The 23,189-nt window shown below is 72.4% G+C and carries 21 protein-coding genes; 12 read left to right on the top strand and 9 right to left on the bottom strand.

Features of this window, described 5'->3' with window-relative positions:
• Nucleotide 1: 1 nt before the first annotated feature.
• From murG to ABT158_RS28420, 9 genes are all read left to right on the top strand, one after another.
• On the top strand, nucleotides 2-1,078 hold the full coding sequence (murG, locus tag ABT158_RS28460) for an undecaprenyldiphospho-muramoylpentapeptide beta-N-acetylglucosaminyltransferase (protein WP_352358438.1): 1,077 nt from the start codon (nucleotides 2-4) through the stop codon (nucleotides 1,076-1,078).
• Nucleotides 1,075-2,472 (top strand): UDP-N-acetylmuramate--L-alanine ligase, encoded by a 1,398-nt coding sequence (gene murC, locus ABT158_RS28455; protein WP_352358436.1) that lies wholly within the window; start codon nucleotides 1,075-1,077, stop codon nucleotides 2,470-2,472. Before murG ends, murC begins: the two co-directional genes overlap by 4 nt.
• A gap of 73 nt (nucleotides 2,473-2,545) precedes the next feature.
• A complete protein-coding gene (locus ABT158_RS28450) occupies nucleotides 2,546-3,208 on the top strand; it encodes a cell division protein FtsQ/DivIB (RefSeq protein WP_352358434.1) in 663 nt (220 codons plus the stop codon).
• Between the two features lie 335 nt (nucleotides 3,209-3,543).
• Nucleotides 3,544-5,049 (top strand): cell division protein FtsZ, encoded by a 1,506-nt coding sequence (ftsZ, locus tag ABT158_RS28445; RefSeq protein WP_352358433.1) that lies wholly within the window; start codon nucleotides 3,544-3,546, stop codon nucleotides 5,047-5,049.
• Nucleotides 5,050-5,200: 151 nt separating this feature from the next.
• The gene (locus ABT158_RS28440) at nucleotides 5,201-5,893 is read left to right on the top strand and encodes a YggS family pyridoxal phosphate-dependent enzyme (RefSeq protein WP_352358431.1); all 693 of its coding nucleotides are present in this window, start codon (nucleotides 5,201-5,203) and stop codon (nucleotides 5,891-5,893) included.
• A 138-nt stretch (nucleotides 5,894-6,031) separates the two neighbouring features.
• A complete protein-coding gene (locus ABT158_RS28435) occupies nucleotides 6,032-6,532 on the top strand; it encodes a cell division protein SepF (RefSeq protein WP_125630470.1) in 501 nt (166 codons plus the stop codon).
• Nucleotides 6,533-6,612: 80 nt separating this feature from the next.
• Nucleotides 6,613-6,906: a YggT family protein gene (locus ABT158_RS28430; protein WP_125630468.1), complete on the top strand. Its 294-nt coding sequence runs from the start codon at nucleotides 6,613-6,615 to the stop codon at nucleotides 6,904-6,906.
• A gap of 108 nt (nucleotides 6,907-7,014) precedes the next feature.
• A complete protein-coding gene (locus tag ABT158_RS28425) occupies nucleotides 7,015-7,890 on the top strand; it encodes a DivIVA domain-containing protein (protein WP_352358428.1) in 876 nt (291 codons plus the stop codon).
• Nucleotides 7,891-7,931: 41 nt separating this feature from the next.
• On the top strand, nucleotides 7,932-9,704 hold the full coding sequence (locus ABT158_RS28420; RefSeq protein WP_352358427.1) for a hypothetical protein: 1,773 nt from the start codon (nucleotides 7,932-7,934) through the stop codon (nucleotides 9,702-9,704).
• A gap of 69 nt (nucleotides 9,705-9,773) precedes the next feature.
• Here ABT158_RS28420 and ABT158_RS28415 read toward each other — a convergent pair whose 3' ends face one another.
• From ABT158_RS28415 to ileS, 3 genes are all read right to left on the bottom strand, one after another.
• Nucleotides 9,774-10,178 (bottom strand): hypothetical protein, encoded by a 405-nt coding sequence (locus ABT158_RS28415; RefSeq protein ID WP_352358425.1) that lies wholly within the window; start codon nucleotides 10,176-10,178, stop codon nucleotides 9,774-9,776.
• Between the two features lie 73 nt (nucleotides 10,179-10,251).
• Nucleotides 10,252-10,758: a hypothetical protein gene (locus ABT158_RS28410; protein WP_352358423.1), complete on the bottom strand. Its 507-nt coding sequence runs from the start codon at nucleotides 10,756-10,758 to the stop codon at nucleotides 10,252-10,254.
• 97 nt (nucleotides 10,759-10,855) lie between these two features.
• The gene (gene ileS, locus ABT158_RS28405; protein WP_352358421.1) at nucleotides 10,856-13,996 is read right to left on the bottom strand and encodes an isoleucine--tRNA ligase; all 3,141 of its coding nucleotides are present in this window, start codon (nucleotides 13,994-13,996) and stop codon (nucleotides 10,856-10,858) included.
• A gap of 439 nt (nucleotides 13,997-14,435) precedes the next feature.
• Between ileS and ABT158_RS28400 the strand changes: the two genes are divergently transcribed.
• Genes ABT158_RS28400 through ABT158_RS28390 form a run of 3 tightly spaced genes read left to right on the top strand, consistent with a single transcriptional unit; the run spans nucleotide 14,436 to nucleotide 16,355 of the window.
• Nucleotides 14,436-14,825: a TraR/DksA family transcriptional regulator gene (locus ABT158_RS28400; RefSeq protein ID WP_357705396.1), complete on the top strand. Its 390-nt coding sequence runs from the start codon at nucleotides 14,436-14,438 to the stop codon at nucleotides 14,823-14,825.
• Nucleotides 14,789-15,433 carry a signal peptidase II gene (gene lspA, locus ABT158_RS28395; protein WP_502911574.1) on the top strand — a complete coding sequence of 215 codons (645 nt, stop codon included), beginning with the start codon at nucleotides 14,789-14,791 and terminating at the stop codon, nucleotides 15,431-15,433. Before ABT158_RS28400 ends, lspA begins: the two co-directional genes overlap by 37 nt.
• Entirely contained in the window at nucleotides 15,426-16,355 is a 930-nt protein-coding gene (locus tag ABT158_RS28390; RefSeq protein WP_352358419.1) for an RluA family pseudouridine synthase, read from the top strand. Before lspA ends, ABT158_RS28390 begins: the two co-directional genes overlap by 8 nt.
• A gap of 23 nt (nucleotides 16,356-16,378) precedes the next feature.
• On the opposite strand, the gene ABT158_RS28385 is transcribed toward ABT158_RS28390, so the two are convergent.
• Genes ABT158_RS28385 through ABT158_RS28360 form a run of 6 tightly spaced genes read right to left on the bottom strand, consistent with a single transcriptional unit; the run spans nucleotide 16,379 to nucleotide 23,143 of the window.
• Complete coding sequence (locus ABT158_RS28385) at nucleotides 16,379-17,683, bottom strand: protein kinase domain-containing protein (protein ID WP_352358417.1); 1,305 nt, start codon at nucleotides 17,681-17,683, stop codon at nucleotides 16,379-16,381.
• A gap of 9 nt (nucleotides 17,684-17,692) precedes the next feature.
• Nucleotides 17,693-18,004, bottom strand: coding sequence for an AzlD domain-containing protein (locus ABT158_RS28380; RefSeq protein ID WP_352358415.1), 312 nt, complete (start codon nucleotides 18,002-18,004; stop codon nucleotides 17,693-17,695).
• Nucleotides 18,001-18,663 (bottom strand): AzlC family ABC transporter permease, encoded by a 663-nt coding sequence (locus ABT158_RS28375; protein ID WP_352358413.1) that lies wholly within the window; start codon nucleotides 18,661-18,663, stop codon nucleotides 18,001-18,003. Before ABT158_RS28375 ends, ABT158_RS28380 begins: the two co-directional genes overlap by 4 nt.
• A gap of 10 nt (nucleotides 18,664-18,673) precedes the next feature.
• Nucleotides 18,674-19,537 (bottom strand): AraC family transcriptional regulator, encoded by an 864-nt coding sequence (locus tag ABT158_RS28370; protein ID WP_352358411.1) that lies wholly within the window; start codon nucleotides 19,535-19,537, stop codon nucleotides 18,674-18,676.
• Nucleotides 19,534-21,300 (bottom strand): serine/threonine-protein kinase, encoded by a 1,767-nt coding sequence (locus ABT158_RS28365; RefSeq protein ID WP_352358409.1) that lies wholly within the window; start codon nucleotides 21,298-21,300, stop codon nucleotides 19,534-19,536. Before ABT158_RS28365 ends, ABT158_RS28370 begins: the two co-directional genes overlap by 4 nt.
• A gap of 10 nt (nucleotides 21,301-21,310) precedes the next feature.
• On the bottom strand, nucleotides 21,311-23,143 hold the full coding sequence (locus tag ABT158_RS28360; protein WP_352358408.1) for a serine/threonine-protein kinase: 1,833 nt from the start codon (nucleotides 23,141-23,143) through the stop codon (nucleotides 21,311-21,313).
• Nucleotides 23,144-23,189 lie beyond the last annotated feature (46 nt).

Raw genomic sequence — 23,189 nt, 5'->3', positions numbered from 1 at the left:
GATGAGGGTGGTCCTCGCCGGTGGGGGGACGGCCGGGCACATCGAGCCCGCGCTCGCCCTTGCGGACGCGCTGCGCCATCTTGACCGGAGCGTCGGCATCACCTGCGTGGGCACCGAGCGCGGCCTGGAGACGCGGCTCGTGCCCGCCAGGGGCTACGATCTCGAACTGGTGCCGGCCGTGCCGCTGCCCAGGGCGATCACCCCGAGCCTGCTGACCGTGCCGGGCCGGCTGGCCGGGGCGATCAACGCCGTGTCGGGCGTCCTCGACCGGGTCGGCGCCGACATCCTGGTCGGGTTCGGCGGCTACGTCGCCACGCCCGCCTATCTGGCGGCCAAGCGCAAGGGCCTGCCGATCGTCGTCCACGAGGCCAATCCCCGTCCCGGCCTGGCCAACCGGCTGGGCGCCCGGCTGACCGACCACGTCTTCACCGGCTTCCCCGACGCCGCGCTGCCCAAGGCCGAGTTCATCGGCACCCCGCTGCGCCGCGAGATCGTCACGCTCGACCGGCTGTCCACCGGCGACAAGGCGCGCTCCTGGTTCGGGCTGGAGAACGACCGGCCCACGCTGCTGGTGTTCGGCGGCTCGCAGGGCGCCAGGTCGCTCAACCAGGCCGCGCTGGCCGCCGCGCCGGTGCTGCGCCGGGCCGGCATCCAGGTGCTCCACGTGCTCGGCCTGAACAACACCGTCGAGCACGAGCCGCCGCCCGGCGACCCCCAGTACGTGCTGCTGCCCTACGTCGACCGCATGGACCTCGCCTACGCCGCCGCCGACGTCGCGCTGTGCCGCAGCGGGGCCCTGACCTGCGCCGAGCTGACGGCCGTGGGGCTGCCGGCCGCGTACGTCCCGCTGCCGCACGGCAACGGCGAGCAGACCGTCAACGCCGAGCGCGTCGTGCGCGGCGGCGGCGGCCTGATGGTCGACGACTCCGACCTGTCACCCGATTGGATCATCCAGAACGTGCTGCCCATGCTCCACGACCCCGAACGGGTCGCCGTCATGTCGGAGGCCGCGTCCCGGCTGGGGCGCAAGGACGCCGATATCATGCTTGCCAGGAAAGTGTTGGAGATAGCCCGATGAGTCTCGTCAAGCTGGTCGATCCCGTAGCCGTCGAAGACCTCGGCCGCGTGCACTTCATCGGCATCGGCGGCGCGGGCATGTCAGGCATCGCCCGCATCCTGCTCAAGCGCGGCGTCCGGGTCACCGGAAGCGACGCGCGCAGCTCCGAGCTGGTGACCGAGCTGCGCGAGCTGGGCGCGACCGTGCACATCGGGCACGCCGCCTCGCACATCCGGGACGTCGACACCGTGGTGGTCTCCACCGCCATCCGCGACTCCAACCCCGAGCTGGGCGAGGCGCTCAAGCAGGGCCTGCGGATCATCCCGCGGGCCGCCGCGCTGGCCTCGGTGATGGCCGGCCGCACCGGCGTGGCCATCGCCGGCACCCACGGCAAGACCACCACCACCTCCATGCTCACCGTGGCGCTGCAGAAGTGCGGCGCCGAGCCGTCCTACTGCGTGGGCGGCCAGCTCGTCACCACCGGGCTGGGCGCCGACGAGGGCGCGGGCCGGGTGTTCGTGGCCGAGGCCGACGAGAGCGACGGCTCCTTCCTCATGCTGGCCCCCGACATCGCCGTGGTGACCAACGTCGAGGCCGACCACCTCGACAACTACGGCGACCCGCGCGCGGTGCACGACAGCTTCGCCCGCTTCGCCGACCGGGTGGGCTCGCTGCTCATCGTCTGCGCCGACGACCCGGGCGCCGCCGAGCTGGTCGGGCGGGCGCGCGAGCGCGGGCTGCGGGTCAGGACCTACGGCGAGCAGGGCGAGGACTACCGGGTGACCGGCGTGCGTCCCGACGGCTTCGGCACGGTGTTCTCCATCGAGGGCAGGGGAGACGTGCGGCTGGCCGTCCCCGGGGCGCACAACGCCCTCAACGCCACCGCCGCCATCGCCGTGGCCGACGAGCTGGGGCTGGCGTTCGAGGACATCAGAGACGGCCTGGCGGCCTTCACGGGGGCCAAGCGGCGCTTCGAGGCCAAGGGCGAGGCGGGCGGCGTCGCGGTGTTCGACAGCTACGCCCACCACCCGACCGAGCTGGCCGCCGACCTGCGGGCCGCGCGCGACGTCGTGGCCTCCTACTCGGGCACCGGCCGGGTCATCGCGATCTTCCAGCCCCACCTGTACTCGCGCACCCGGTTCTTCGCCGACGAGTTCGGCGCCGCCCTCGGGCTGGCCGACGAGGTCATCGTCCTCGACGTCTACGGCGCGCGGGAGGATCCCGAGCCGGGCGTGTCCGGCGCGATGGTGGCCGGGCGCGTGCCGCTGCCCGCCGAGCGGGTGGCCTACGCCCCCGACCGGGCGGCGGTGCCGGACCTGGTGGCCGGGCGGGCGCGTCCGGGTGACATCGTGCTCACGATGGGGGCGGGCGACGTGACCGAGCTCGGGCCGCAGCTCGTGGCGCGCCTGTCCTGAGCCGTACGGGCGTGGCGGGCGGGCGCCGGGCGGTCCGGCGGCGTACGTTCGAAGCCGGCGTGCGAGGAGGGCGATGAAGGCGCGTAACGCGTTCCTGGTGCTGTTGACGGCGGGGGTGGTCGGCTCGGCCGCCTGGCTGGTGTTCTTCTCGCCGGTCCTGGGCGTGCGGTCGATCGACATCGTGGGAAATCTCACAGTGACCAGCGAGCACATCAAGCAGCAGGCCGCCGTCCCCGACCTGCATCCGCTGGCCACGGTCGACCTGGCCGACGTCCAGGCGCGCGTGCTCGGCATCCGGCAGCTCGCGACGGCGAAGGTCGACCGGGTGTGGCCGGGCACGCTCAGGATCGAGGTGGTCGAGCGCGAGCCGGTCGCGGTGATCCCCGCGGGCGGCCGGTTCGCGGTGGTCGACAAGCAGGGCGTGGTGATCGAGGTCAAGGACACGTCGCCGTTCATGCTGCCGTTGCTCAAGGTCGACCGGCCGGCCGCGGGCGACCCGGCGACCATGGCGGCGCTCCAGGTCGTCCAGGCGTTGCCGCCGGTGGTGGCGGGCAAGGTCCGGCAGGTGCGCGCCGCCTCGGCCGAGGGCGTGACGCTGGAGCTGTCCGACGGCCGTACCGTCCTGTGGGGCGGGGCCGACAGACCGCAGGAGAAAGGCCGCATCCTGGTCTCGCTCCTGAGCCGCAAGGCCACCCTGTACGACGTCAGCTCTCCCGACGTCGTCACCCTGAAGTGATCACGAGTGTCAGGGTCTGGCAACTCCGTGGCAAGGGCATCGCGTGCCTGTGCGAGGTGGGGGTCGCGGCGTGAGAGCCTGTAGATCGGAGCTTCGGCAGAGGAAGGCCCCGACCAGGCGCGACTTCGGAGCGAATCGGACAGCCCGCGACACGCCGGACGTGCTTGCGGCGCGGTTAGTTGACCCGCCTGGTAGGGGCCTCCTACTGTCCGTATCAATCCTCAGGTTGACATAAATCTAAATCTCAACCTGAGGTTGAGAGTTACGAAAACTGAGAAAAAGCGGAGACGATCCGCACCGAAATGGCAAGTCAACGAGCGGAAAGGCCCCTCGTCGTGGCAGCACCGCAGAACTACCTCGCGGTCATCAAGGTCGTCGGCATTGGCGGCGGCGGAGTGAACGCCGTCAACCGGATGATCGAGGAGGGACTCAAGGGCGTCGAGTTCATCGCCATAAACACCGACGCCCAGGCGCTGCTGATGAGTGACGCCGATGTGAAACTCGACGTGGGCCGCGAGCTCACGCGCGGACTGGGCGCCGGAGCCAACCCCGACGTGGGGCGCAAGGCGGCCGAAGACCACCGTGAGGAGATCGAGGAGGTCCTCAAGGGGGCCGACATGGTCTTCGTCACGGCCGGCGAGGGCGGTGGCACGGGCACCGGCGGCGCGCCGGTCGTGGCCAACATCGCCCGGTCGCTCGGCGCGCTGACGATCGGCGTGGTGACCCGGCCCTTCAGCTTCGAGGGGCGGCGTCGCGCCTCGCAGGCCGAGGCCGGCATAGAGACACTGCGCGACGAGGTCGACACCCTCATCGTGATCCCCAACGACCGGCTGCTGTCGATCTCCGACCGCCAGGTGAGCGTGCTCGACGCGTTCAAGGCGGCCGACCAGGTGCTGCTGTCCGGTGTCCAGGGCATCACCGACCTGATCACCACGCCCGGCCTGATCAACCTCGACTTCGCCGACGTCAAGTCGGTCATGTCGGGTGCGGGCTCGGCGCTCATGGGCATCGGCCACGCGCGCGGCGACGACCGGTCGGTCGCCGCCGCCGAGATGGCGGTCTCCAGCCCGCTGCTGGAGGCGAGCATCGACGGCGCCCACGGCGTGCTGCTGTCGATCGCGGGCGGCTCCGACCTCGGCCTGTTCGAGATCAACGAGGCGGCCCAGCTCGTCTCGATGGCCGCCGCGCCCGACGCCAACATCATCTTCGGCACGGTCATCGACGACGCCCTCGGCGACGAGGTGCGGGTCACCGTGATCGCGGCGGGCTTCGACGACGTGCCACCGCCGGTCGAGAAGCCGCTGCCCAGGCCCGCGGCCCGGCCCGCCGCGCAGCCCGCGGCGCCGGTGTCGTCCTCGGCCCTGCGGCCCGGTGTCCCGGCTTCGCCCAGCGTGAAGTCCGAGCCGCCCGCGCCGCGCCCCGAGCCGAGGCCGGAGCCGCGTCCTGAGCCGCGTGCCGAGCTGCGGTCGGAGCCGCGCCAGGAGTTCAGGCCGGAACCGCGCCAGGAGTTCAGGCCCGAGCCCCGGCAGGAGTTCAGGCCCGAGTCGCGCCCCGAGCCTCGCCCGGAGCCGCGCGAGTTCAGGCCGGAGCCGCGTCCTGAGCCCCGCCCGGAGCCGCGTCCCGAGCCGGTGCGCCCGGTGGAGTCGGTCCAGGCCGCCGAGCCCGTCGCCGCCCTCGGCGACGACGAGCCGCAGGCCCCGGTCTCCATCCCGAGGCCCACGCCCGAACCGGCCAACCCGCCCACGCCCATCACCTCCCGCATGTCGGAGCCTCCCAAACGTCCTCGGGTGATCTTCGAGGAGCAGGAGGAGGAGCTCGACGTCCCCGACTTCCTCAAGTAGCTCACCACCCACCGCCGCTCCCCGCAGGCGTACGGGAGCGGCGCCGTCGTGTGTGCCGGGATCCGACCCGCGGCACGGAAAGGGGGCCATCGTGGCGTACGGCGTACAGGCCGAACTGCGAGGCGATGGAGGCAGGGAGAGGGAGACAGACGTGCGGAGGGACGAGATCGCGGCCGGTCTCACCGAGATCGAGGACCGCATCGGCGCGGCCTGCCACGCGGTGGGCCGCGACCGCGGCGAGGTCACCCTGATCGCGGTCACCAAGACCAGACCGGCCGACGACGTGCGCATCCTGTGCGAGCTGGGTGTGCGCGACGTCGGCGAGAACCGCGACCAGGAGGCCGCGCCGAAGGCGCACGAGCTGGCCGGCCTGCCGCTGACCTGGCACTTCGTCGGCCAGCTGCAGACCAACAAGGTGCGGTCCGTCGTCGGGTACGCCGACGTGATCCACTCGCTCGACCGCCTCCGGCTGCTGGAGGCGATCAGCAAGGAGGCCGTGCGGCAGGGCCGCAAGGTCGGCTGCCTGATCCAGGTGGCGCTCGACGACGACCCCTCCAGGGGCGGCGCCCGGCCCGCCGACGTGCTCGCGCTGGCCGACGAGGTGGCGCTGGCCGACGGAGTGTGGCTGGGCGGCGTCATGGCGGTCGCTCCGCTGGGGGTGGAGCCCGCCCGCGCCTTCGCCGTGCTGCGCGAGGTCGCGACCCGCGTCCAGGAGCAGCATCCGCGGGCCACGATGGTCTCCGCGGGCATGAGCCAGGACCTCGACGAGGCGGTCGCGTACGGTGCGACACACGTGCGGATCGGTACGGCGTTGCTCGGTCGTCGCAGGCCCTTCGTCAGGTAATGTCCCCTCAAGTGGGTCTTCAGGCCCATGATCAAGTAGAGGTCGATCCGCGGTGAGCTCCAAGGGGGTACGGCTGCCGCCTCGGCCCCGGCGACGGGTCCGAGCCAGTGCGACCATGAGCAGGAGGACGACGTAGCGATGGCCGGCGCGATGCGCAAGATGGCGGTCTACCTCGGTCTCGTGGAGGACGACCGCTACGAGAGGTACGAGACCTACACCGACGAGTACGCCTACGACGACGATGTCCAGCGGACCGGCGAGGAACGGCCCGTGGCGGTCCAGGACCGCGACGAGGAAGCCGACTCCGGGGTCCCCGCGCCCAGGCCCGCCACGACGATCCTGGAGCGCCGCACGACCGACCTGGCGCGCATCACGACCCTCCATCCCCGGACCTACAACGAGGCCCGAACCATCGGAGAGCACTTCCGCGACGGCACCCCGGTCATCATGAATCTGACCGAAATGGTTGACAGCGACGCGAAGCGGCTCGTGGATTTCGCGGCAGGTCTGGTCTTCGGCCTACATGGAAGCATTGAACGTGTTACCAACAAGGTGTTCCTGTTGTCCCCTGCCAATGTCGAGGTGACCGCCGAGGACAAGGCCCGAATCGCGGAACGCGGGTTCTTCAACCAGAGTTAGAGTCTCTGTATGTCCATCGCACCCAACCGGGTCCACGCGCGGCCGGGAGGGCACACCAGAAGTGGAGGCGCGGCCGGGCCGTGGAGATCGTGAGTGGGATCTTGGTCGTAGTCCTGTCTCTGTATTTGGTACTGCTCATCGGCAGGATGATCTTTGAGACGGTGCAGGCGTTCGCCCGGCAGTGGCGGCCTTCCGGGGTCGTGCTGGTGCTGGCGGAGGCCACGTACACCGCGACAGACCCACCTCTCAAGTTCCTCCGCCGTTTCATTCCCCCGCTCCGGTTGGGTACGGTGGCCTTTGACCTAAGCTTCACTGTCCTGTTCATCGTCGTTCTGATCTTGATCCAGATCGCTGGGTCACTGGGCGGCCGGTGAGGCGGGCTGGTGGGGTGGCCGGTCGTGATCCAACTCGTGTCCGCGCTGAAGTGATTCGGGTTCACCGTCCCTCCGGACAGACTCCAAGCGCGCCAAGGAGACCAAAAAATGCCGCTGACGCCCGCTGATGTGCGGAACAAGCAGTTCAGTACCACCCGGCTGCGGCCGGGCTACGACGAGGAGGAGGTCGATGCCTTCCTCGACGAGGTGGAGGCTGAGCTCGACCGCCTGATCCAAGAGAACGAGGAGCTACGCGCCAAACTGGCCGAGTGCCTGCGCGGGAAGGTGCCGGGCGGCATGGGCATGCCCATGGCCTCCGCGCCCGTCCAGGAGCAGCCGAAGCCGGAGATGATGGCGCCGCCGCAGCCGGAGCCCATGCGGGCCCCCGAGCCGCAGCCGATGCGGGCCCCCGAGCCGCAGCCCGTGGCCATGAGCATGCCTCCCGCCGAGGACAACATGGACACCGCGGCCCGCGTGCTGGCCCTCGCCCAGCAGACCGCCGACCAGGCGATCTCCGACGCCCGCCGGGAGGCGGACGAGACGGTGACCCGCGCCCGCCGCGAGGCCGACGAGATCCTCACCAAGGCCCGCCGCCAGGCCGAGCAGGTCATCGGCGACGCCCGTGCCCGCGCCGAGACGCTTGAGCGCGACGCTCAGGAGCGCCACCGCCAGGCGATGGGCTCGCTGGTGCAGACCCGCGACGAGCTCGAGCGCAAGGTCGAGGAGCTGCGCAGCTTCGAGCGCGAGTACCGCAGCCGCCTCAAGCTCTACCTGGAGAACCAGCTCGCCGAGCTCAACGTCTCCGCGGAGGGCAGCGGCGGGTTCCCGGTCATGTCCGGTCCGCAGGGTCAGGCTCCCGCCATGTCGCACGCGGTTCCCCAGGGTGGCCAGCAGCCTCTTCCCGGTGGTCCCAACCCGTTCGGCGGCGAGGCTCCGCAGGGCGCCTTCCCCGGCGGCGACGGTCCGCACAACGACCGCCGGTAAAGTAACGGGTCACTAGGACCTGTCACTCGAAAGAGCCCCCTGTGATCCTTATCAGTGCTGGTTTGGTGCTCGCGGCGGTCGTGCTGCTGATCGCGGGCTTCGTACTGGCGAAGCCGTTCCTGATCATGTGGTCCATCGTGGTCAGCGTGCTGTCCGCGCTGTTCCTGGTGATCGGGGCGTTGCTGCGGCGTCACGAGCTGTTTCCCGGTGGTGGGCGGGCCGCTGCGCCGGCCACCCCTCCGGCCCCGCTCCCGCCGCCCGGCCTGCCGTACAACCAGACCGGTCCTGCCGGGCCCCAGCCGCAGCCGCGGCCGCAACCCCACCCGCATCCGCACCCGCAGACGCTTCAGCGGACCGCCGTCCCGGCCTCCGCGCCTCGCCGCCCCGCGGCGAGCGGCATCTCGCCGGACGCGATCGTGCTGGTGATCCCGGGCCGCAGGAGATACCACGTGCCGGGCTGCCGCCAGCTGGCCGGACGGGATCACGAGGAGCTCACCCACGAGGAGGCACGCGAGGAGGGCTTCACGCCCTGCACCACGTGCCTTCCGGACGCCGCGCTCGGCGGACGGCAGTTGCCGCCTGCCGCCGACCCCGAGCCCGTCGTCGCCCCCGGCCCCGGTGCCACCCCCTCCGCCGTGGCGGAGAACCGGGCCGAGACCTCCGCGGAGACCCGGGACCTGCGCCCGCCGGTCGTACCGCCGAAGCCCGACACGAAGGCTTCCACCCCCACCCCGGAGCCCGCCGCCTCCCGCGAGGAGGGCGCGACCGGATGGTTCGGCCGTCCCGCTGCCGCCGCGCAGGCGAGCGACCCGGCCAAATCCCCCTCCTCCGCCGCCGCGCCTGACTCCGAGGCCGGTCCGGGCGACGAGCAGGGGGAGATCGAGACTTCCTACTTCCGGCCGCCGTCGGAGCGCGAGCGGCCCGCGCGTCCCTCTTCGCCGGACGACGCCAAGGGCCCGTCGGCCGCCCCTTCGAGCCCTGCTGCCGCCGCCAAGGGGGCGCCGGCTTCTGGGGCGTCCAAGAGCCCGTCGGTTGCCGGGGAGGCTGAGGGCGCGGCTGCGGCCAAGTCGTCCAAGGGCGCGGCTGCGGCCAAGGCTGGCGCGGGTGCGGCGGCTTCGGGCCAGCCGGGCGATGACGCGGCCGGCTCCGGCAAGTCGGGCGAGAGCGCGGCCGGTTCCGGCAGGTCGGGCGAGAGCGCGCAGGGCAAGCCGTCCTCGGCCGCCCGGCCGTCGCCCGCCGACCGGCCCACTGTCCGGCCCGCTGATCGGCCCGCTGATCGGCCCGCACGGCCTGCCGACCGGCCCGCACGGCCCGCCGAACAGTCCGCTGATGACGGTGACGACGCGTCCGACCCGGACACGGCGCCGCAGCCTCGTGTGACGTCCTCCGGGCTGCCGGTCCAGCCGGAACCCCCTGGTGGGGCTTCCGGGGCGTCCGAGCGGCCTTCTGGGGCTGCGCCGGCCCCTTCCGCCCGTCCGGCGGGGGCGGCCGCCCCGGCGCCGAAGACCGAGAGCAAGGACACCAAGTCCGGCACGACCGGCAAGGAGGGCGCGGCGAAGGGCGAGGCGTCCGGCGCCAAGCCCGGCCAGACGGGTGAGGGCTCGAAGGGCGGGACCGGCGGCACGTCCGGTCCGGCCGGGCGCCCGAAGACGGTCAAGGTCATCACCGGCACCCGTCGCTACCACAGCGCCACCTGCCCGCTGATCAGGGGCGCGGGGGAGACGGGCGTGGAGACCATGACGATCCCCGAGGCCGAGGACGCCGGTCTGACCAGCTGCCCGGTGTGCCAGCACGACCGCGAGACGGCCGAGTAACCCCCGCCCGTCCCAGGCCCGCCGCGCATCCGCCGGCGGGTCTTCGCGGTTTGTCCGGCGTCCGCCTGGTCAGCGCTGGGGGCCGGGGTGCAGGCGGGTGAGCCAGGGGTGGGTGGTGTGCTCGGTGCGCAGGGCCGCGGCCAGCCAGTGGCGGCGGCCGTCGTCCAGCAGGGGCAGGACGGTCTCGAAGTCGAGCTCGTCCTTCGGGCGGGGAGCCTTGGCCTTGTAGAGGAGCTGCACCTCCGGTGCGAGGTGCCGCAAGCCGTCCCGCATGATTGTCAGGGCTGTCAGGGGACGGCGGATCCGCGGGTCGCGGCGGTAGATCCACTCGTCCTCGGCGGACTCGTCGAGCATGAGCTGGAAGCGCCAGGGGGCGCCGGGGTGGTCGCGTACCCAGATGTCGTGCGCCGAGGCGGGCAGCACCTCGTCCACGGGCCAGGGGCGCAGGGTGCCGGGTCTGATCGCGGCGTGCACGTCCCAGCCGGTGTCCGCCCTTCTCCGGACGCGGCACCGCGGCGAAACCCGGAACGCCCCCGCCGGGCAGAGCTCAGCGCGCTCTCCACGCGGCCGCCGTCCTGCTGGTGGACTTGGCCGTGACGGGACCGGCCTGCGGGGCGGGCCACACCTGGATCAGGTACTCCTCGACGGGCGCGTCGTCGTCCCGCGGGTCGCCGTCGTCGCGGTTGCGCCCGTGGACGCGCAGCCGGTAGTCGCCCGGGCCGGACAGTTCCAGCTGGGCGGCCGGGTTCTCGCCGCCGCCCGACGTCGCGAAGTCCATGAACGCCGATCGCCAGGCGACGGACACCTCGGCGACGTCCTGCCAGCCGTCGGTGGTCAACGGCGGGGCGGTGTCCCACAGTTCGGCGGTGACGCCGATGTCGCCGATCTCCTGGCCGCACACGATGCGCGCGCCGTCGCCGTCGGGATCGGCCTGGACCAGGCCCGTCGCGGTCATGTCCCACGCGAACTCCGTCACGAGGTCCGCGCCGGTCAGGTCGACGGTGGACGCGTCCACGAACACCTCAGCGGAAGCGCGGCGGATCAGAGCCGGCACGGGACTGGATCCTTTCGGAGGCGAGAGGAGGCGAACGCACGCCGGGCGCCACCGAGGTGATCGGTGACGCCCCCGCGTGGACGGATCGCGGCCGGGGTCAGGCGCGGCGGAGCTGGAACGTCAGGCCCAGGTCCTCGTCGCGGTGGGCCGGGAGGTCGTCCTGGGCGCCCTCGGTGAGGGACGCGGCCAGGACCTCCTCGGCGACCGTGCCGCCGCCGGAGCGCAGCGCGGCGGCCAGGTCGGGCGCGGAGGCCGTCCACCACAGGTCGATGCGGTCGGTGATCGACAGGCCGGAGGACTTGCGGGCGTCCTGGACCAGCCGGATCACCTCGCGCAGCAGGCCGGCGCGGCGCAGCTCGTCGGACAGCTCAAGGTCGAGGGCGACGGTCTCGCCGGTGCCGGTGCCGATGGCGCCGGTCTCCACGGCCCAGCCCGCGCGCGGCTGCTCGGTGACGATCACCTCGTCGGGGCCGAGCATGATCTCGCCCAGCTCGTCCGCCTCGATCATGACGGGGGTGCCGCCGCGCAGCGTGCGGGCCACGCGGGTGGCGTCGGCGGCGGTCACCGCGGCGGCCACCAGCTTGGTACGCGACCCGAACCGCTTCCCGAGCGCCCGGAAGTTCGGCTTCACCGTGTACGACACGAGATCGGCGTCGAATCCGGACATGTCCTCAAGGGTCTGGACGTTCAGCTCGTCCGCCACCAGCCCCCGCAGCTCGGCGGGCAGCGACGGCCAGCCGTGCGCGCCCACCAGCGCCCGGCGCAGCGGCTGCCGCGTCTTCACGCCGGAGGAGGCCCGCGCCGAGCGGCCCAGCTCGACCAGCCGGCGGACCAGGGCCATCTGGTCCGACAGCGCCGGGTCGAGCAGGTCCTCGCGCACCTGCGGCCAGCTGGTCAGGTGGACCGAGGAGGGCGCGCCGGGCGCGCGCAGCACGTCCCAGAGGTAGTCGGTGACGAACGGCGTGATCGGCGCCATCAGCCGGGTGACCGTCTCCAGGCACTCGTACAGGGTGGCGAACGCCTCGCGCGAACCCTGCCAGAAGCGGCGGCGGGAGCGGCGGACGTACCAGTTGGACAGGTCGTCGAGGAAGTCGGCCAGGCGGCGGCCGGCACGCTGGGTGTCGTACTCGTCGAGGGACGCGGTGACCTCGGCGACCGTCCGGTGCAGCTCGGCCAGCACCCAGCGGTCCAGCAGCGGACGCTCGGCGGCCGGCGGAGCGGGCTCGGACGGGCTCCAGGACTCGGCGTTGGCGTACAGGGTGAAGAAGGAGGAGGTGTTCCACAGGGTCAGCAGGACCTTGCGGACGATCTCCTCCAGGGCGTTGTGCCCCACCCGGCGGGCCGCCCACGGCGATCCGGAGCAGGCCATGAACCAGCGCAGCGCGTCGGCGCCGTGCTGGTCCATCAGCGGGATCGGCTCCAGGATGTTGCCCAGGTGCTTGCTCATCTTGCGGCCGTCCTCGGCCAGGATGAGGCCGAGGCAGAGCACGTTCTCGTAGGAGGACTGGCCGAAGACCAGCGTGCCGACCGCCATCAGCGAGTAGAACCAGCCGCGGGTCTGGTCGGTGGCCTCGCAGATGAACTGCGCGGGGTAGACGCCCTCCGGCTTGCCGTGCTCGCCCCACTGCGCGAACGGCATCGAGCCGGAGTCGTACCAGGCGTCGATGACGTCGGGCACGCGGGTGGCGAGCGCGCCGCAGGAGGGGCAGTCGAAGGTCACGTCGTCGACGTACGGGCGGTGCGGGTCGAGCGCGGAGACGTCCTGGCCGGCCAGCGTGCTCAGCTCGGCCAGCGAGCCGACGCAGGTGACGTGGCTCTCGTCGGCCGAGCACACCCACAGCGGCAGCGGCGTGCCCCAGTAGCGCGAGCGCGACAGCGACCAGTCGACGTTGTTGCGCAGCCACTCGCCGAACCGGCCCCACTTGATGGTCTCGGGGAACCAGTTGGTGTTGGCGTTCTCCGACAACATCTGGTCCTTGACCGCGGTGGTGCGGATGTACCAGGACGGGAGCGCGTAGTACAGCAGCGCGGTGTGGCAGCGCCAGCAGTGGGGGTAGGCGTGCTCGAAGTGGGTGCCCCGGTACAGCAGGCCGCGCCGGCGCAGGTCCTCGGTGAGCTCCTCGTCGGCGTCCTTGAAGAAGCGGCCGCCGACCATGGGCACGTCGTCGAGGAACCGGCCGTCGGGGCCGATCGGGTTGACGATCGGCATGTCGTACCGCTTGATGACGGCCATGTCGTCGGCGCCGAAGGCGGGGGCCTGGTGGACCAGGCCGGTGCCGTCCTCGACGGTGACGTAGTCGCCGAGCACGACGTAGTGGGCGCCGGGGATGTCGACCAGGTCGAAGGGGCGGCTGTAGCGGGTGCGCTCCAGCTCGCGGCCGGTGCAGCGGGCCACCTCGGTGACGTCCTCGCCGAGGACGGACAGCAGCGGCTCGGCCACCACCAGCACCTCGCCGTCGGCGGTCCTGGCCGCGACGTAGGTGACGTCGGGGTGCACGGCGACGGCCGTGTTGGACACCAGCGTCCAGGGGGTGGTGGTCCAGATCAGCAGCGCCGCGCCCAGCTCCGCCAGCGGCCCGGACGTCACCGGCATGCGCACGTAGACCGACGGGCTGGAGACGTTCTCGTAGCCGCCCGGCTGGCCCAGCTCGTGGTCGGACAGGCCGGTGCCGCAGCGCGGGCAGTACGGCGTGATGCGGAAGTCGCGGAACAGCAGCCCCTTGTCGAAGACGACCTTCAGCGACCACCAGACCGACTCGATGTAGGACGGGTCCATCGTCCGGTACGCCTGGGACAGGTCGATCCAGTAGCCCATGCGCTCGGTCATCTGCTCGAACGCGTCGACGTGCCGCAGCACCGACTCGCGGCACTTGGCGTTGAACTCGGCGATGCCGTAGTCCTCGATGTCCTTCTTGCCGGTCAGGCCCAGCTCACGCTCGATGCCGACCTCGACGGGCAGGCCGTGGCAGTCCCAGCCGGCCTTGCGCGGGACGCTGAAGCCGCGCATCGACTTGTAGCGCGGGAACAGGTCCTTGAACACCCGGGCCTCGACGTGGTGCACGCCGGGCAGGCCGTTGGCGGTGGGCGGGCCCTCGTAGAACACCCAGGCGGGGTTGCCGGCGTTCTGCTCGACGGACCGCTCGAAGATCTTCCCGTCCCGCCAGCGGTCGAGGACCTCGCGCTCGAGCGCGGGCAGGTCGACCTGCGCGGGAAGAGAGCGGAATGATGGGGAAGACATGTCGGGCGGGACCTCCACGCGTCGTCGGCCGGTTGTGGCGTGCGCGAAGGGACGAAGCCTCGCGGCTCCGCGGTACCACCCTTCTTGGCCTCCGGGGAGGCCCTCTTCATTCGCTTGCTGCCGGGTCTAGTGAGCTCTGCCGAGCCGTTCTTCCGGCGGCTCCGGGGTGATATCCCTCACAGCGGGGCCCCATCAACGCCTTGCAGTCTCAAACCATAACGCAGAGTGGAGCCGAAGACTTCCAGGTTTCCTCCCGCAGGCGGCGGCGTTGGTACGCAAGGAGGAAATTTGTGGGAATGGACCTCCCCGGGGAGGAGTTGAACGGGCGAGGCGGGATAGTACGGGTGAGGTAAACCATCCGGCGGGTCGTTTGCCGTTCCGTTATGAGGATCCTAAGCTGCCCGCACCATTCACGGCCTTGATCAGCATGGAGGCAGCCATGGCGGCAGTCACGCAGACCGCTACACCGTCGATGTGGTCGGAAGAGGAGCTGGCCGAGGTACGCGGCAGGCTGCGGACCGAGATCGACGAGCTCGAGGCCGACATCCTCCGCCACGAGTCGGAGATAGCCTCTGGTGACGTCACCCAGGGCGCGGGCGACGACCAGGCGGACGCCGGCGCCAAGACGTACGAGCGCGAACGCGAGATCGCCCTTACCCTGAATGCGCGCGATCTGGTCGCGCAGAACGAACGTGCGATCGCCAGGATCGACGCAGGGACCTATGGAGTGTGCGAATCGTGCCACAAGCCGATCGGCAAGGAACGTCTTCAGGCGTTCCCGAGGGCGACGCTGTGCGTGGCCTGCAAGCAGAAGGAGGAACGCCGCTAGGCAGGCCGCGCGGACGTCTCCTCGCGATCCTCTCCTCGCTGGCGGTCGTCGTCTACGCGGCTGACCTGATCAGCAAGACGATCGTGCTGCGAACGCTCGAAGGCAAGGCGCCGCTCGTCGTCCTCCAGGACGTCCTGCAGTTCCGGGTGATCTTCAACTCGGGTGCGGCGTTCAGCATCGGCACGGGGATGACGTTCGTGTTCACGTTCATCGCGGCGGGCGTGGTGGTGGCGATCGTGCGCACCGCGCGCAAGCTCCACAGCCTGCCATGGGCGATCACCCTCGGGCTGCTCCTCGGCGGGGCGCTCGGCAACCTGACCGACAGGCTGCTGCGCTACCCGTCGGGGTTCGGCCGGTCCACGCAGCTCCAGGGGCACGTCGTGGACTTCATCGAGGTGCTGCCCGGGCACTTCCCGGTGATCGACTACTTCCCGGTGTTCAACGTCGCCGACTCGGCGATCGTCTGCGGCGGCATCCTGGCGGTGCTGCTGGCCTGGCGCAACGTGCAGATCGACGGCACCAGGGAGACCGAGCACACCGAGGCGACCACCGCGGGGACCACTGCGGGGACCACCGCGGAGACCGGGAAGGAGCCCAAGGATGGCTGAGCGGCGGAGCCTGCCCGTCCCCGACGGGCTGGAGGGCGAGCGGGTCGACGCGGCGATCTCGCGGCTGTTCGGCTTCTCGCGCACCCGCGCGGCCGAGCTGATCGCCGCCGGCGAGGTCCAGGTCGACGGCGGGCAGCCGGCCAAGTCCGACCGCGTGCACGCCGGCGCCTGGCTGGAGGTGACGCTGCCGCCCCCGGTCAGCACGCCGATGCCGGTGGCCGAGCCGGTGCCCGGCATGACGATCGTCTACGAGGACGACGACATCATCGTGGTCAACAAGCCGATCGGGGTGGCCGCCCATCCCACCGTCGGCTGGACCGGCCCGACCGTGATCGGCGGCCTGCTCGGCGCCGGGCACACGATCGCCACCAGCGGCGCGGCCGAGCGACAGGGCATCGTCCACCGCCTCGACGCCAACACCACGGGCGCGATGGTCGTGGCCAAGAGCGAGCACGCGTACTCGGTGCTGAAGCGGGCCTTCAAGGAGCGCACGGTCGACAAGCGCTACCACGCGCTGGTCCAGGGCCACCCCGACCCGTTCAGGGGCACCGTCGACGCGCCCATCGACCGCCACCCCTCGGGCGAGGGCAAGTTCGCCGTGGTCGCGGGCGGCAAGCCGTCGGTCACCCACTACGACACGATCGAGGCGTTCCGGGCGGCCTCGCTGCTGGACATCAAGCTGGAGACCGGGCGTACGCACCAGATCCGCGTGCACATGTCGGCCCTGCGCCACCCCTGCGTCGGCGACATGCTCTACGGCGCCGACCCCACGCTCGCGGCCCGGCTGGGCGTCACCCGGCAGTGGCTGCACGCGGTCTCGCTCGGCTTCGAGCACCCGGCCACCGGCGAGTGGATGTCCTTCAGCACCGACTACCCCGAGGACCTGCAGAAGGCGCTCGACGCCGTCGCCGCCGACACCTGAGCCGCCGACACCTGAGCCGGTCGCTACTCCTCGCCGTCCTGCGAGGGGTCGATCTGGCCGGGGGTTCTGGAGGGGGCGTCGTCCTTCTTCTTCTCCTGCTTCTCCTGCTCGTCCCGCGGGGCCGCCGACTTGGTCGGCGTCGGCTTCTTGGCCGGGGACTTCGCGGGGGTGCTGGTCCGTTCGCCGCCGGTGGGCGAGGGGGCGCTGCGCCGGGGCGCGGCGGACTGCGAGGGACGCGCGGGTTGTGAGGTCGCGGGGGGCGGCTCGGAGTCGGTGACGGCGGTCTTCGGCGCGTCCGTCGGGGCGTCGCTGCCGGGCGGGGTGACGACCGCCGGGATCGTCGGGGCGCGGCCCTGCACCGGCTGGTCCGACTGCTTCGTCCACCAGGCCGCGCCGCCGGTGACCAGGCCCACGAGCAGCGCGCCCGCCGCGATGGCCAGGATCGGCATCCTGCGCGGGCGGCGTACGGCCATCGGCGGCACCGGCACCGGGCCGGTCTGCTCCAGCGGGCCGCCGGTCAGGACCAGTCTCAGCCGCTGTTCGGCCTCCTCCAGCGACATGCGCTGGGCGGGGTTCTTGCGCAGCAGCCCGAGCAGCACGGGGGCGAGCACGCCCGCGCGGGCCAGCGGCTCCGGCTCGGCGTGCATGACCGCGCCGAGCGTGGCCAGGGCGTTGTCCCGGTGGAAGGGGGAGTGGCCCTCGACCGCCATGTACAGCGTCACGCCCAGCGACCACAGGTCGGAGGCGGGCCTGGCCTGGCCGCCGGCCGCCCGTTCCGGGGCCATGAAGGCGGGGGTGCCGATGAGGATGCCGGTCCTGGTGACGGGGGCTTCATCCTCGGTGGTGGCGATGCCGAAGTCGGTCAGCACCGCCCGGCCGTCCTCGGTCAGCAGCACGTTGTCGGGCTTGACGTCACGGTGGAGCACGCCCGCCGCGTGCGCGGCGCGCAGCGCCTCCAGCAGTTGCAGCCCGATGGCGGCGACCTTGGCCGGCGGCAGCGGGCCGTCGGCGCGGATGGTCTCGCCCAAGGTACGGGAGTGCACGAGCTGCATGACGATCCACGGATGGCCGCCCTCCTCCAGCACGTCGTAGACGGCCGCGACCCCCGGATGCGCCACCCGGCCGGCCGCCCGCGCCTCGCGGAACGTGCGCACCGCGAACACCTCGCGCTCAGGGCCGCTCAGGTCCGGCGGCGGCAGCACCTCCTTGACGGCCACGTCCCGGCCGAGCACCTCGTCGTGCGCCTGCCACACGGTCCCCATACCGCCCTGGCCGATCGTCCTGAGCAGCCGGTAGCGGCCACCGACCATCCCCGCAGAATCGGACATGCACGGCGACTACCCAAGAAACATCCGGGCAAGCGCGGTGACGACGGCCGCCGCCGCCAGGATCACCAGGAACGGCGCCCGCAGCACCAGGGCGACCACGGCCGCCAACAGCCCCGCCGTCCGCGCCGGGTCGAACGCGGGCCGGCCCTCCTCGGTGAACATCTGCACCGCGATCAGCGCCGACAGCAACGCCACGGGCACCAGTTCGGCGAACCTGCGCACCGCCGGATGGTCCAGCACCCGGCGCGGCGCGGCCAGCCCGGCCAGCTTGAGCGCGTAGCAGCCGAGGCAGACCGCGACGATCGCCCACCACACCGTCATCGCACCATCACCACCAGCACCGCGACCGCCGACAGCAACACCGGCACGCCCGGCGGGAAGAACGGGCTGGCCGCCAGCGCGACCGCCGCCCCGGCCACCGCCAGCACCCGCAGCCGCCCGCCGGCGGTCAGCCGCGGCCACAGGATGGCCAGGAACGTGGCCGGGCCCACGGCGTCGAGCCCGAGCACCCGCGGGTCGCCCAGGAAGGACGTGCCGACCGCGCCGGCCAGGGTGGTGAGGTTCCAGGCGACGTACAGGCTGGCGAAGGTGGTGAGGAAGCCGGTGCGCGCCGACGGCTCGTCCGGCTGGGCCAGTGTGACGGCCGTGGTCTCGTCGATCACGCCGTGGGCGGCCAGCAGCCGGCGCGGGCCGCGGACGTTCAGCAGGTCGGCCAGGCGCAGGCCGTAGAGGGTGTTGCGGCCGCCGAGCAGCAGCGCGCCCGCGGCCGCGGCCGTCAGGTCGCCGCCCGCGCCGATCGCCCCGGTCAGCGCGAACTGCGAGGCGCCGGTGAAGGCCAGCAGGCTCAGCACGCACGCCTGGGGCACGCTGAGCCCGGCGGTGATCGCCGCCGCGCCGAACGCGAGACCGGACAACCCCACGGCCAGACCCACACCGAGGCCGTCACGCACCGCGGCGGAACGGCGAGTTGTCTGTTCCATGGGAAACAGCTTATGAACTGGGCAAATATCCGGTCTTGTACGTTCCTGCGGCCCTTTGGTAGGCGGCGGGCGGCACGCCCACGACGCGCTTGAAGTGCCGGTTCAGGTGGGCCTGATCGGTGAAGCCCACGTCCGCCGCGACCTGCGCCGGGCGTACCCCCTCAAGGAGCAGCCGGCGGGCCTGCCGCACGCGCAGCGAGGTGAGGTAGGCGTGCGGCGGCAGGCCCGTCACGGCCTTGAACGCGCGCAGCAGCGGGAACGGCCGCACCCCCACCGCCGCCGCCAGCGCCTCCAGCGTCGGCGGGTCGAGCAGGCTCTCGTGCAGCAGCGCCATCGCCTCGCGCACCGCCTGCCGGCCCGCGCCCGGCGGGCTCGCGTCCGGCCTGGGCGCGGCGTGCCTGCTCAGCAGCTTGGCGAACAGCGTGCGCGACAGCGTGGAGGCGGCCAGCGCGTCGCCGCGCTCGGCCGCCTGGTGCGCCCGCCCGAGCAGTGCCGCCACCTCCGGGTCGCGCACCACCTGGTGGGGGAAGTACGGCGTGGCCAGGGGCGCGTCGAGCTCGGCCGCGATCCCGGCCAGCGCCTCGACCGACGGATACAGCATCCGGTACGCCCACCCGTCCGGCGTGCCCGCCTGGCCGGTGTGCACCGAGTCCGGGTTGACCAGCACCAGCTCGCCCGCGCCCGCCCGGTGCAGGGTGCCGCGGTAGTCGAACTCCTCCACGCCCGCCACGATCAGCCCGATGGCGTACCCGTCGTGGACGTGCCGGGAGAAGCGGTGGGTGACGTAGCGGGCCTTGAGCAGGTCGGTCTCGGGGACCGCCGGATGCCGCCAGAACCTGGCCCGTTCGCGCGCGCCGTCGTGCTCCGGCGTCATTCCGGGCGGAAGGTCTTGACGAAGGTGTCGAACCAGTGCCGGTCGGCGGCCCAGCGGGAGTCGAGGGTCTCCCAGTACAGGGCGTACGGGCGGCCGGCCGCGGTGTGGAAGCCGCGGTTGATCACGTGGATGAGCTGCCCCTTGCGCATCTGGGTGAACTCCCAGTCGGAGGCGCGCAGGCCGAGGTATTCGGTGGGGGTGATGCCGATCCGGGTGTAGTGGTCGAACTCGCCCTTGGCCTTGATCTCCTTCTCCAGGCCGAGCCAGTGCTGTTGCGGGTCCTTCCACGGGATGTCGGGGACGGTCCACTCGACGATCATCGCGCCGGGGGTGCCGGGGCCGGACAGGCGGATGCTGTCCCTGGTCGGGTTCTTGGCGGCCGTCCAGGTCTTGGGGACGGCCATGGAGAAGTGGCCGGTGGCGCTGGTGAGGGGGCGCCAGCCGGCGGGCACCGCCGGGGCGGTGGGGGTCGGCTCGCCGGTGGGGTCGCCGGTGGGTTCCTTGGTCGGCTGGGGGCTCGGCTCGGGCGTCGGGGACTTCGATGGCGGCGTCGAGGGGTCGGGGGTGGGGTCGCCGGTGGCGGGCGGCTGGGCGCCGGCCGTGGGGGTGGGCGTGGCGGACCCTGACAGCTGGTCGTAGAGCAGCACGCCGCCGCCGCCCAGGAGCGCCAGGACGGCCGCCGTGGCGGGCACCGCGATCCACATCGTCCGGCCGCGCCGCCGCGGCTCTCCCGGGACCGTCCGGTGCGGCGGCCGCGCGTCGCCGGTGACGGGCTGCGATCCCTGCGGCGCAGGGTGAGGGCTGCTGGGGGTGGGGTGCGGGCCGTGCGGGGTGGGGTGCGGGCCGCTCGGGGCCGTGCCTTGGGGGTACGGGCCTTGGGGGTACGGACCGGAGGCGGCGGGCCCCGGGGCCGGGAAGGGGACCGACCACATGGGGGTCTGGTCGGCCAGCAGCGGCTGCCCGGTGGCCACCTGGTGGAGCAGGCGCGCGGCCTCGCCGGCCGGCATCCTGGACGCCGGGTCGCGCCGCAGCAACCCCATGATGACCGGCTGCAACGCCCCCGCCCGCACGGGCGGCTCGGGCTCGTCGCGCAGCACCGCCGCCACCGTGGCGGCCCACGAGTCACGCTTGAACGGCGGCCGTCCCTCCACCGCCGCGTACAGGGTGGCCCCCAGCGACCACAGGTCGGACTCCGGACGGGCGGCCTCGCCGTTGAGCCGCTCCGGCGGCATGTACGCCGGGGTGCCCACCAGCCCGCCGGTCGCCGTCAGCCCCGACTCGGCCTCCAGCGCGGCGATGCCGAAGTCGGTCAGCACGACCCTGCCGTCGTCGGCCAGCAGCACGTTCTCGGGCTTCACGTCACGATGGAGCACCCCGGTGGCGTGGGCGGCCCGCAGCGCGTCGAGCACCCGGCCGCCGACCATCGCCACCAGCGCGGTCGGCAGCGGCCCGCGCTCGCCGATCACCTCGGCCAGCGAACGCGACCGGACGAGCTGCATGACGATCCAAGGCCGCCCGTCCTCCTCGACGACGTCGTGGATGACGATCACCGACGGGTGGTCGAGGCGGCCGGCCGCCCTGGCCTCCCTGATGGTCCTGCGGTTGAGGTCGGCCCGCTTGGCGTCGCCCACGCCCGTGTAGCGGACCTCCTTGATCGCCACCGTACGGTCGAGCAGCTCGTCGTAGGCACGCCAGACCACCCCCATGCCGCCCTCCCCGAGGGGCTCGATGAGGCGATACCGGTTGCTGACCTGCCTTTCCACGCAGGGAAGCCTACTTCGCGGGTTTGAAGGTCGCGCTGAAGCCCTCGAAGAAGTGGTAGTCCTTCTTCCAGTGGCTGTTGAGGGTGTGCCAGTAGATGGCGTACGCCTTCCCGTTCTCGGTGATGAAGCCGCGGTCGCGCACCCGGGTCTTGCCCGTGTTGGTGTTCCAGGTGAAGTCCCAGTCGGCGGCGGCCTTCATGTAGTCGACCTTCTTGATGCCGATCTTCTTGTAGCCGCCGAAGTTGTGCTTGAGCGACGGCTCCTGCTTCTTCCAGTCCTTGTACGGGTCCTTGCCGGGCTTGGCCGCCTCCTCGATCATCAGGTAGGCGTTGGAGGCCGCGCCGGGGCCCTTGAACTTGACCTGCCGGCCGCCGCGGTCCCAGACGTCCCAGCCCTTGGGCAGCCCGATGGAGAAGCCGAGCTCCTTGTCCTTGTACATCTTCCAGCCGCTGGGCAGCGGGTCGGAGTCCTCGGTCTTGTCCGGCGTGGCCGAAGGGGAGGAGGACGGCGAGGACGAGGGCGTGCTCGTGGCCGGCGGTTTCGACTCGGTGCCCGACGTGGACGCGGTGGGCGCGGAGGACGAGGTGTGGGCCTTGGCCGACTGCCTGACCTGCGGCGGCCTGGACGAATGCTCGTCGGGGGCCGACCTCAGGCCGAGATAGCCGCCGACCCCGGCGACCAGCACGACCGCCGCGGCGGCCAGCGCGATCGGCCCGACCTTGCGGCCCTGCTGGCGGCTGCTCACCGTGGGCTCGCCGGTGGGCGCGCCGGGGAGCGCGGAGTCCCTGGTCGAGGGCGGGATTCGCCCGCCGGTCCCGCCGGTCCCGACGGGCGGCGGCGTGCCGGCGGCCCGGCTCCTCGGCGTGGGCGCGGGCCTGGGCGTGGTCCGGGGCGCGGGCCTGGGCGGGGGGACGGGCAGGTCGGGGTCGGTCGGGGTGTCGTCCTCGTCCTCGACGGGGTCCGGGGCTGGGACGGCGGCGCGCAGCTTCCGGCTGGGGAACCGCCTGGTCTCCGCCGGGCTCGACGCGGTGGCGGCCTCGCGCAGCATCCGCGCGGCCTCCTCGTACGTCAGGCGCTGCACCGGCTCCTTGACCAGCAGCCCGCTGATCACGTCGGCCAGCGGCCCGGCGTGCGGCGCGGGGTCGGGCTCGTCGGTCAGGACGGCGTGCATCGTGGCCAGCGCCATGCCGCGCTCGTGCGGCGAGCGGCCCTCCACGGCCGTGTAGAGCGTCGCGCCCAGCGACCACAGGTCGGACTCACGGCGCGCGGGCAGCCCCTTGAGCCGCTCGGGCGCGATGAACGCGGGGGTGCCCGCCAGGCCCGTCACGGTGAGCTGCGTCTCGGTCTCCAGCGTGGCGATGCCGAAGTCGGTCAGCACGACCCTGCCGTCGTCGGCCAGCAGCACGTTCTCGGGCTTGACGTCGCGGTGGAGCACCCCGGCCTCGTGCGCCCGGTGCAGCGCGTCGAGCACGGCGACGCCGATCTCGGCCACCCGCTCGGGCGGCAGCGGCCCCTCCTGCTTGATCACCGCCCCCAGGGAGCGCGACTGGACCAGCTGCATGACGATCCAGGGCCGGCCGTCCTCCTCGATCACGTCGTGGACGACGATCACGTTGGGGTGCTCGAACCTGGCCGCGGCCCGCGCCTCGCGCATCGTGCGCCGGTTGAGCAGCTGCACCTCGTCGCCCAGAGCAGCGGCGTAGCGGACTTCCTTGATGGCGACGGTGCGGTCGAGGAGCTCGTCGTGGGCGCGCCAGACGATGCCCATGCCGCCCTTGCCGATGGGCTCCAGCAGCTCGTACCGGCCGGCGATGCGGCGTCCGTCCTGCTTGCGATCCGACATCAACGGCCTCAAACCCTCCCTCTCGGCCAAGAAATACTCCCATAGC

The sequence above is a fragment of the Nonomuraea sp. NPDC001636 genome, from assembly GCF_040298265.1.
Taxonomy (GTDB): domain Bacteria; phylum Actinomycetota; class Actinomycetes; order Streptosporangiales; family Streptosporangiaceae; genus Nonomuraea.
This window is presented reverse-complemented; position numbering and strand designations above follow the sequence as displayed.

Bases quoted from the DNA above. Each gene is read 5' to 3' on its own strand.
- murG (WP_352358438.1), top strand. From the start codon at position 2: ATGAGGGTGGTCCTCGCCGGTGGGGGGACGGCCGGGCACATCGAGCCC.
- murC (WP_352358436.1), top strand. From the start codon at position 1,075: ATGAGTCTCGTCAAGCTGGTCGATCCCGTAGCCGTCGAAGACCTCGGC.
- ABT158_RS28450 (WP_352358434.1), top strand. From the start codon at position 2,546: ATGAAGGCGCGTAACGCGTTCCTGGTGCTGTTGACGGCGGGGGTGGTC.
- ABT158_RS28435 (WP_125630470.1), top strand. From the start codon at position 6,032: ATGGCCGGCGCGATGCGCAAGATGGCGGTCTACCTCGGTCTCGTGGAG.
- ABT158_RS28425 (WP_352358428.1), top strand. From the start codon at position 7,015: ATGCCGCTGACGCCCGCTGATGTGCGGAACAAGCAGTTCAGTACCACC.
- ileS (WP_352358421.1), bottom strand. From the start codon at position 13,996: ATGTCTTCCCCATCATTCCGCTCTCTTCCCGCGCAGGTCGACCTGCCC.
- ABT158_RS28400 (WP_357705396.1), top strand. From the start codon at position 14,436: ATGGCGGCAGTCACGCAGACCGCTACACCGTCGATGTGGTCGGAAGAG.
- ABT158_RS28390 (WP_352358419.1), top strand. From the start codon at position 15,426: ATGGCTGAGCGGCGGAGCCTGCCCGTCCCCGACGGGCTGGAGGGCGAG.
- ABT158_RS28385 (WP_352358417.1), bottom strand. From the start codon at position 17,683: ATGTCCGATTCTGCGGGGATGGTCGGTGGCCGCTACCGGCTGCTCAGG.
- ABT158_RS28380 (WP_352358415.1), bottom strand. From the start codon at position 18,004: ATGACGGTGTGGTGGGCGATCGTCGCGGTCTGCCTCGGCTGCTACGCG.
- ABT158_RS28375 (WP_352358413.1), bottom strand. From the start codon at position 18,663: ATGGAACAGACAACTCGCCGTTCCGCCGCGGTGCGTGACGGCCTCGGT.
- ABT158_RS28370 (WP_352358411.1), bottom strand. From the start codon at position 19,537: ATGACGCCGGAGCACGACGGCGCGCGCGAACGGGCCAGGTTCTGGCGG.
- ABT158_RS28360 (WP_352358408.1), bottom strand. From the start codon at position 23,143: ATGTCGGATCGCAAGCAGGACGGACGCCGCATCGCCGGCCGGTACGAG.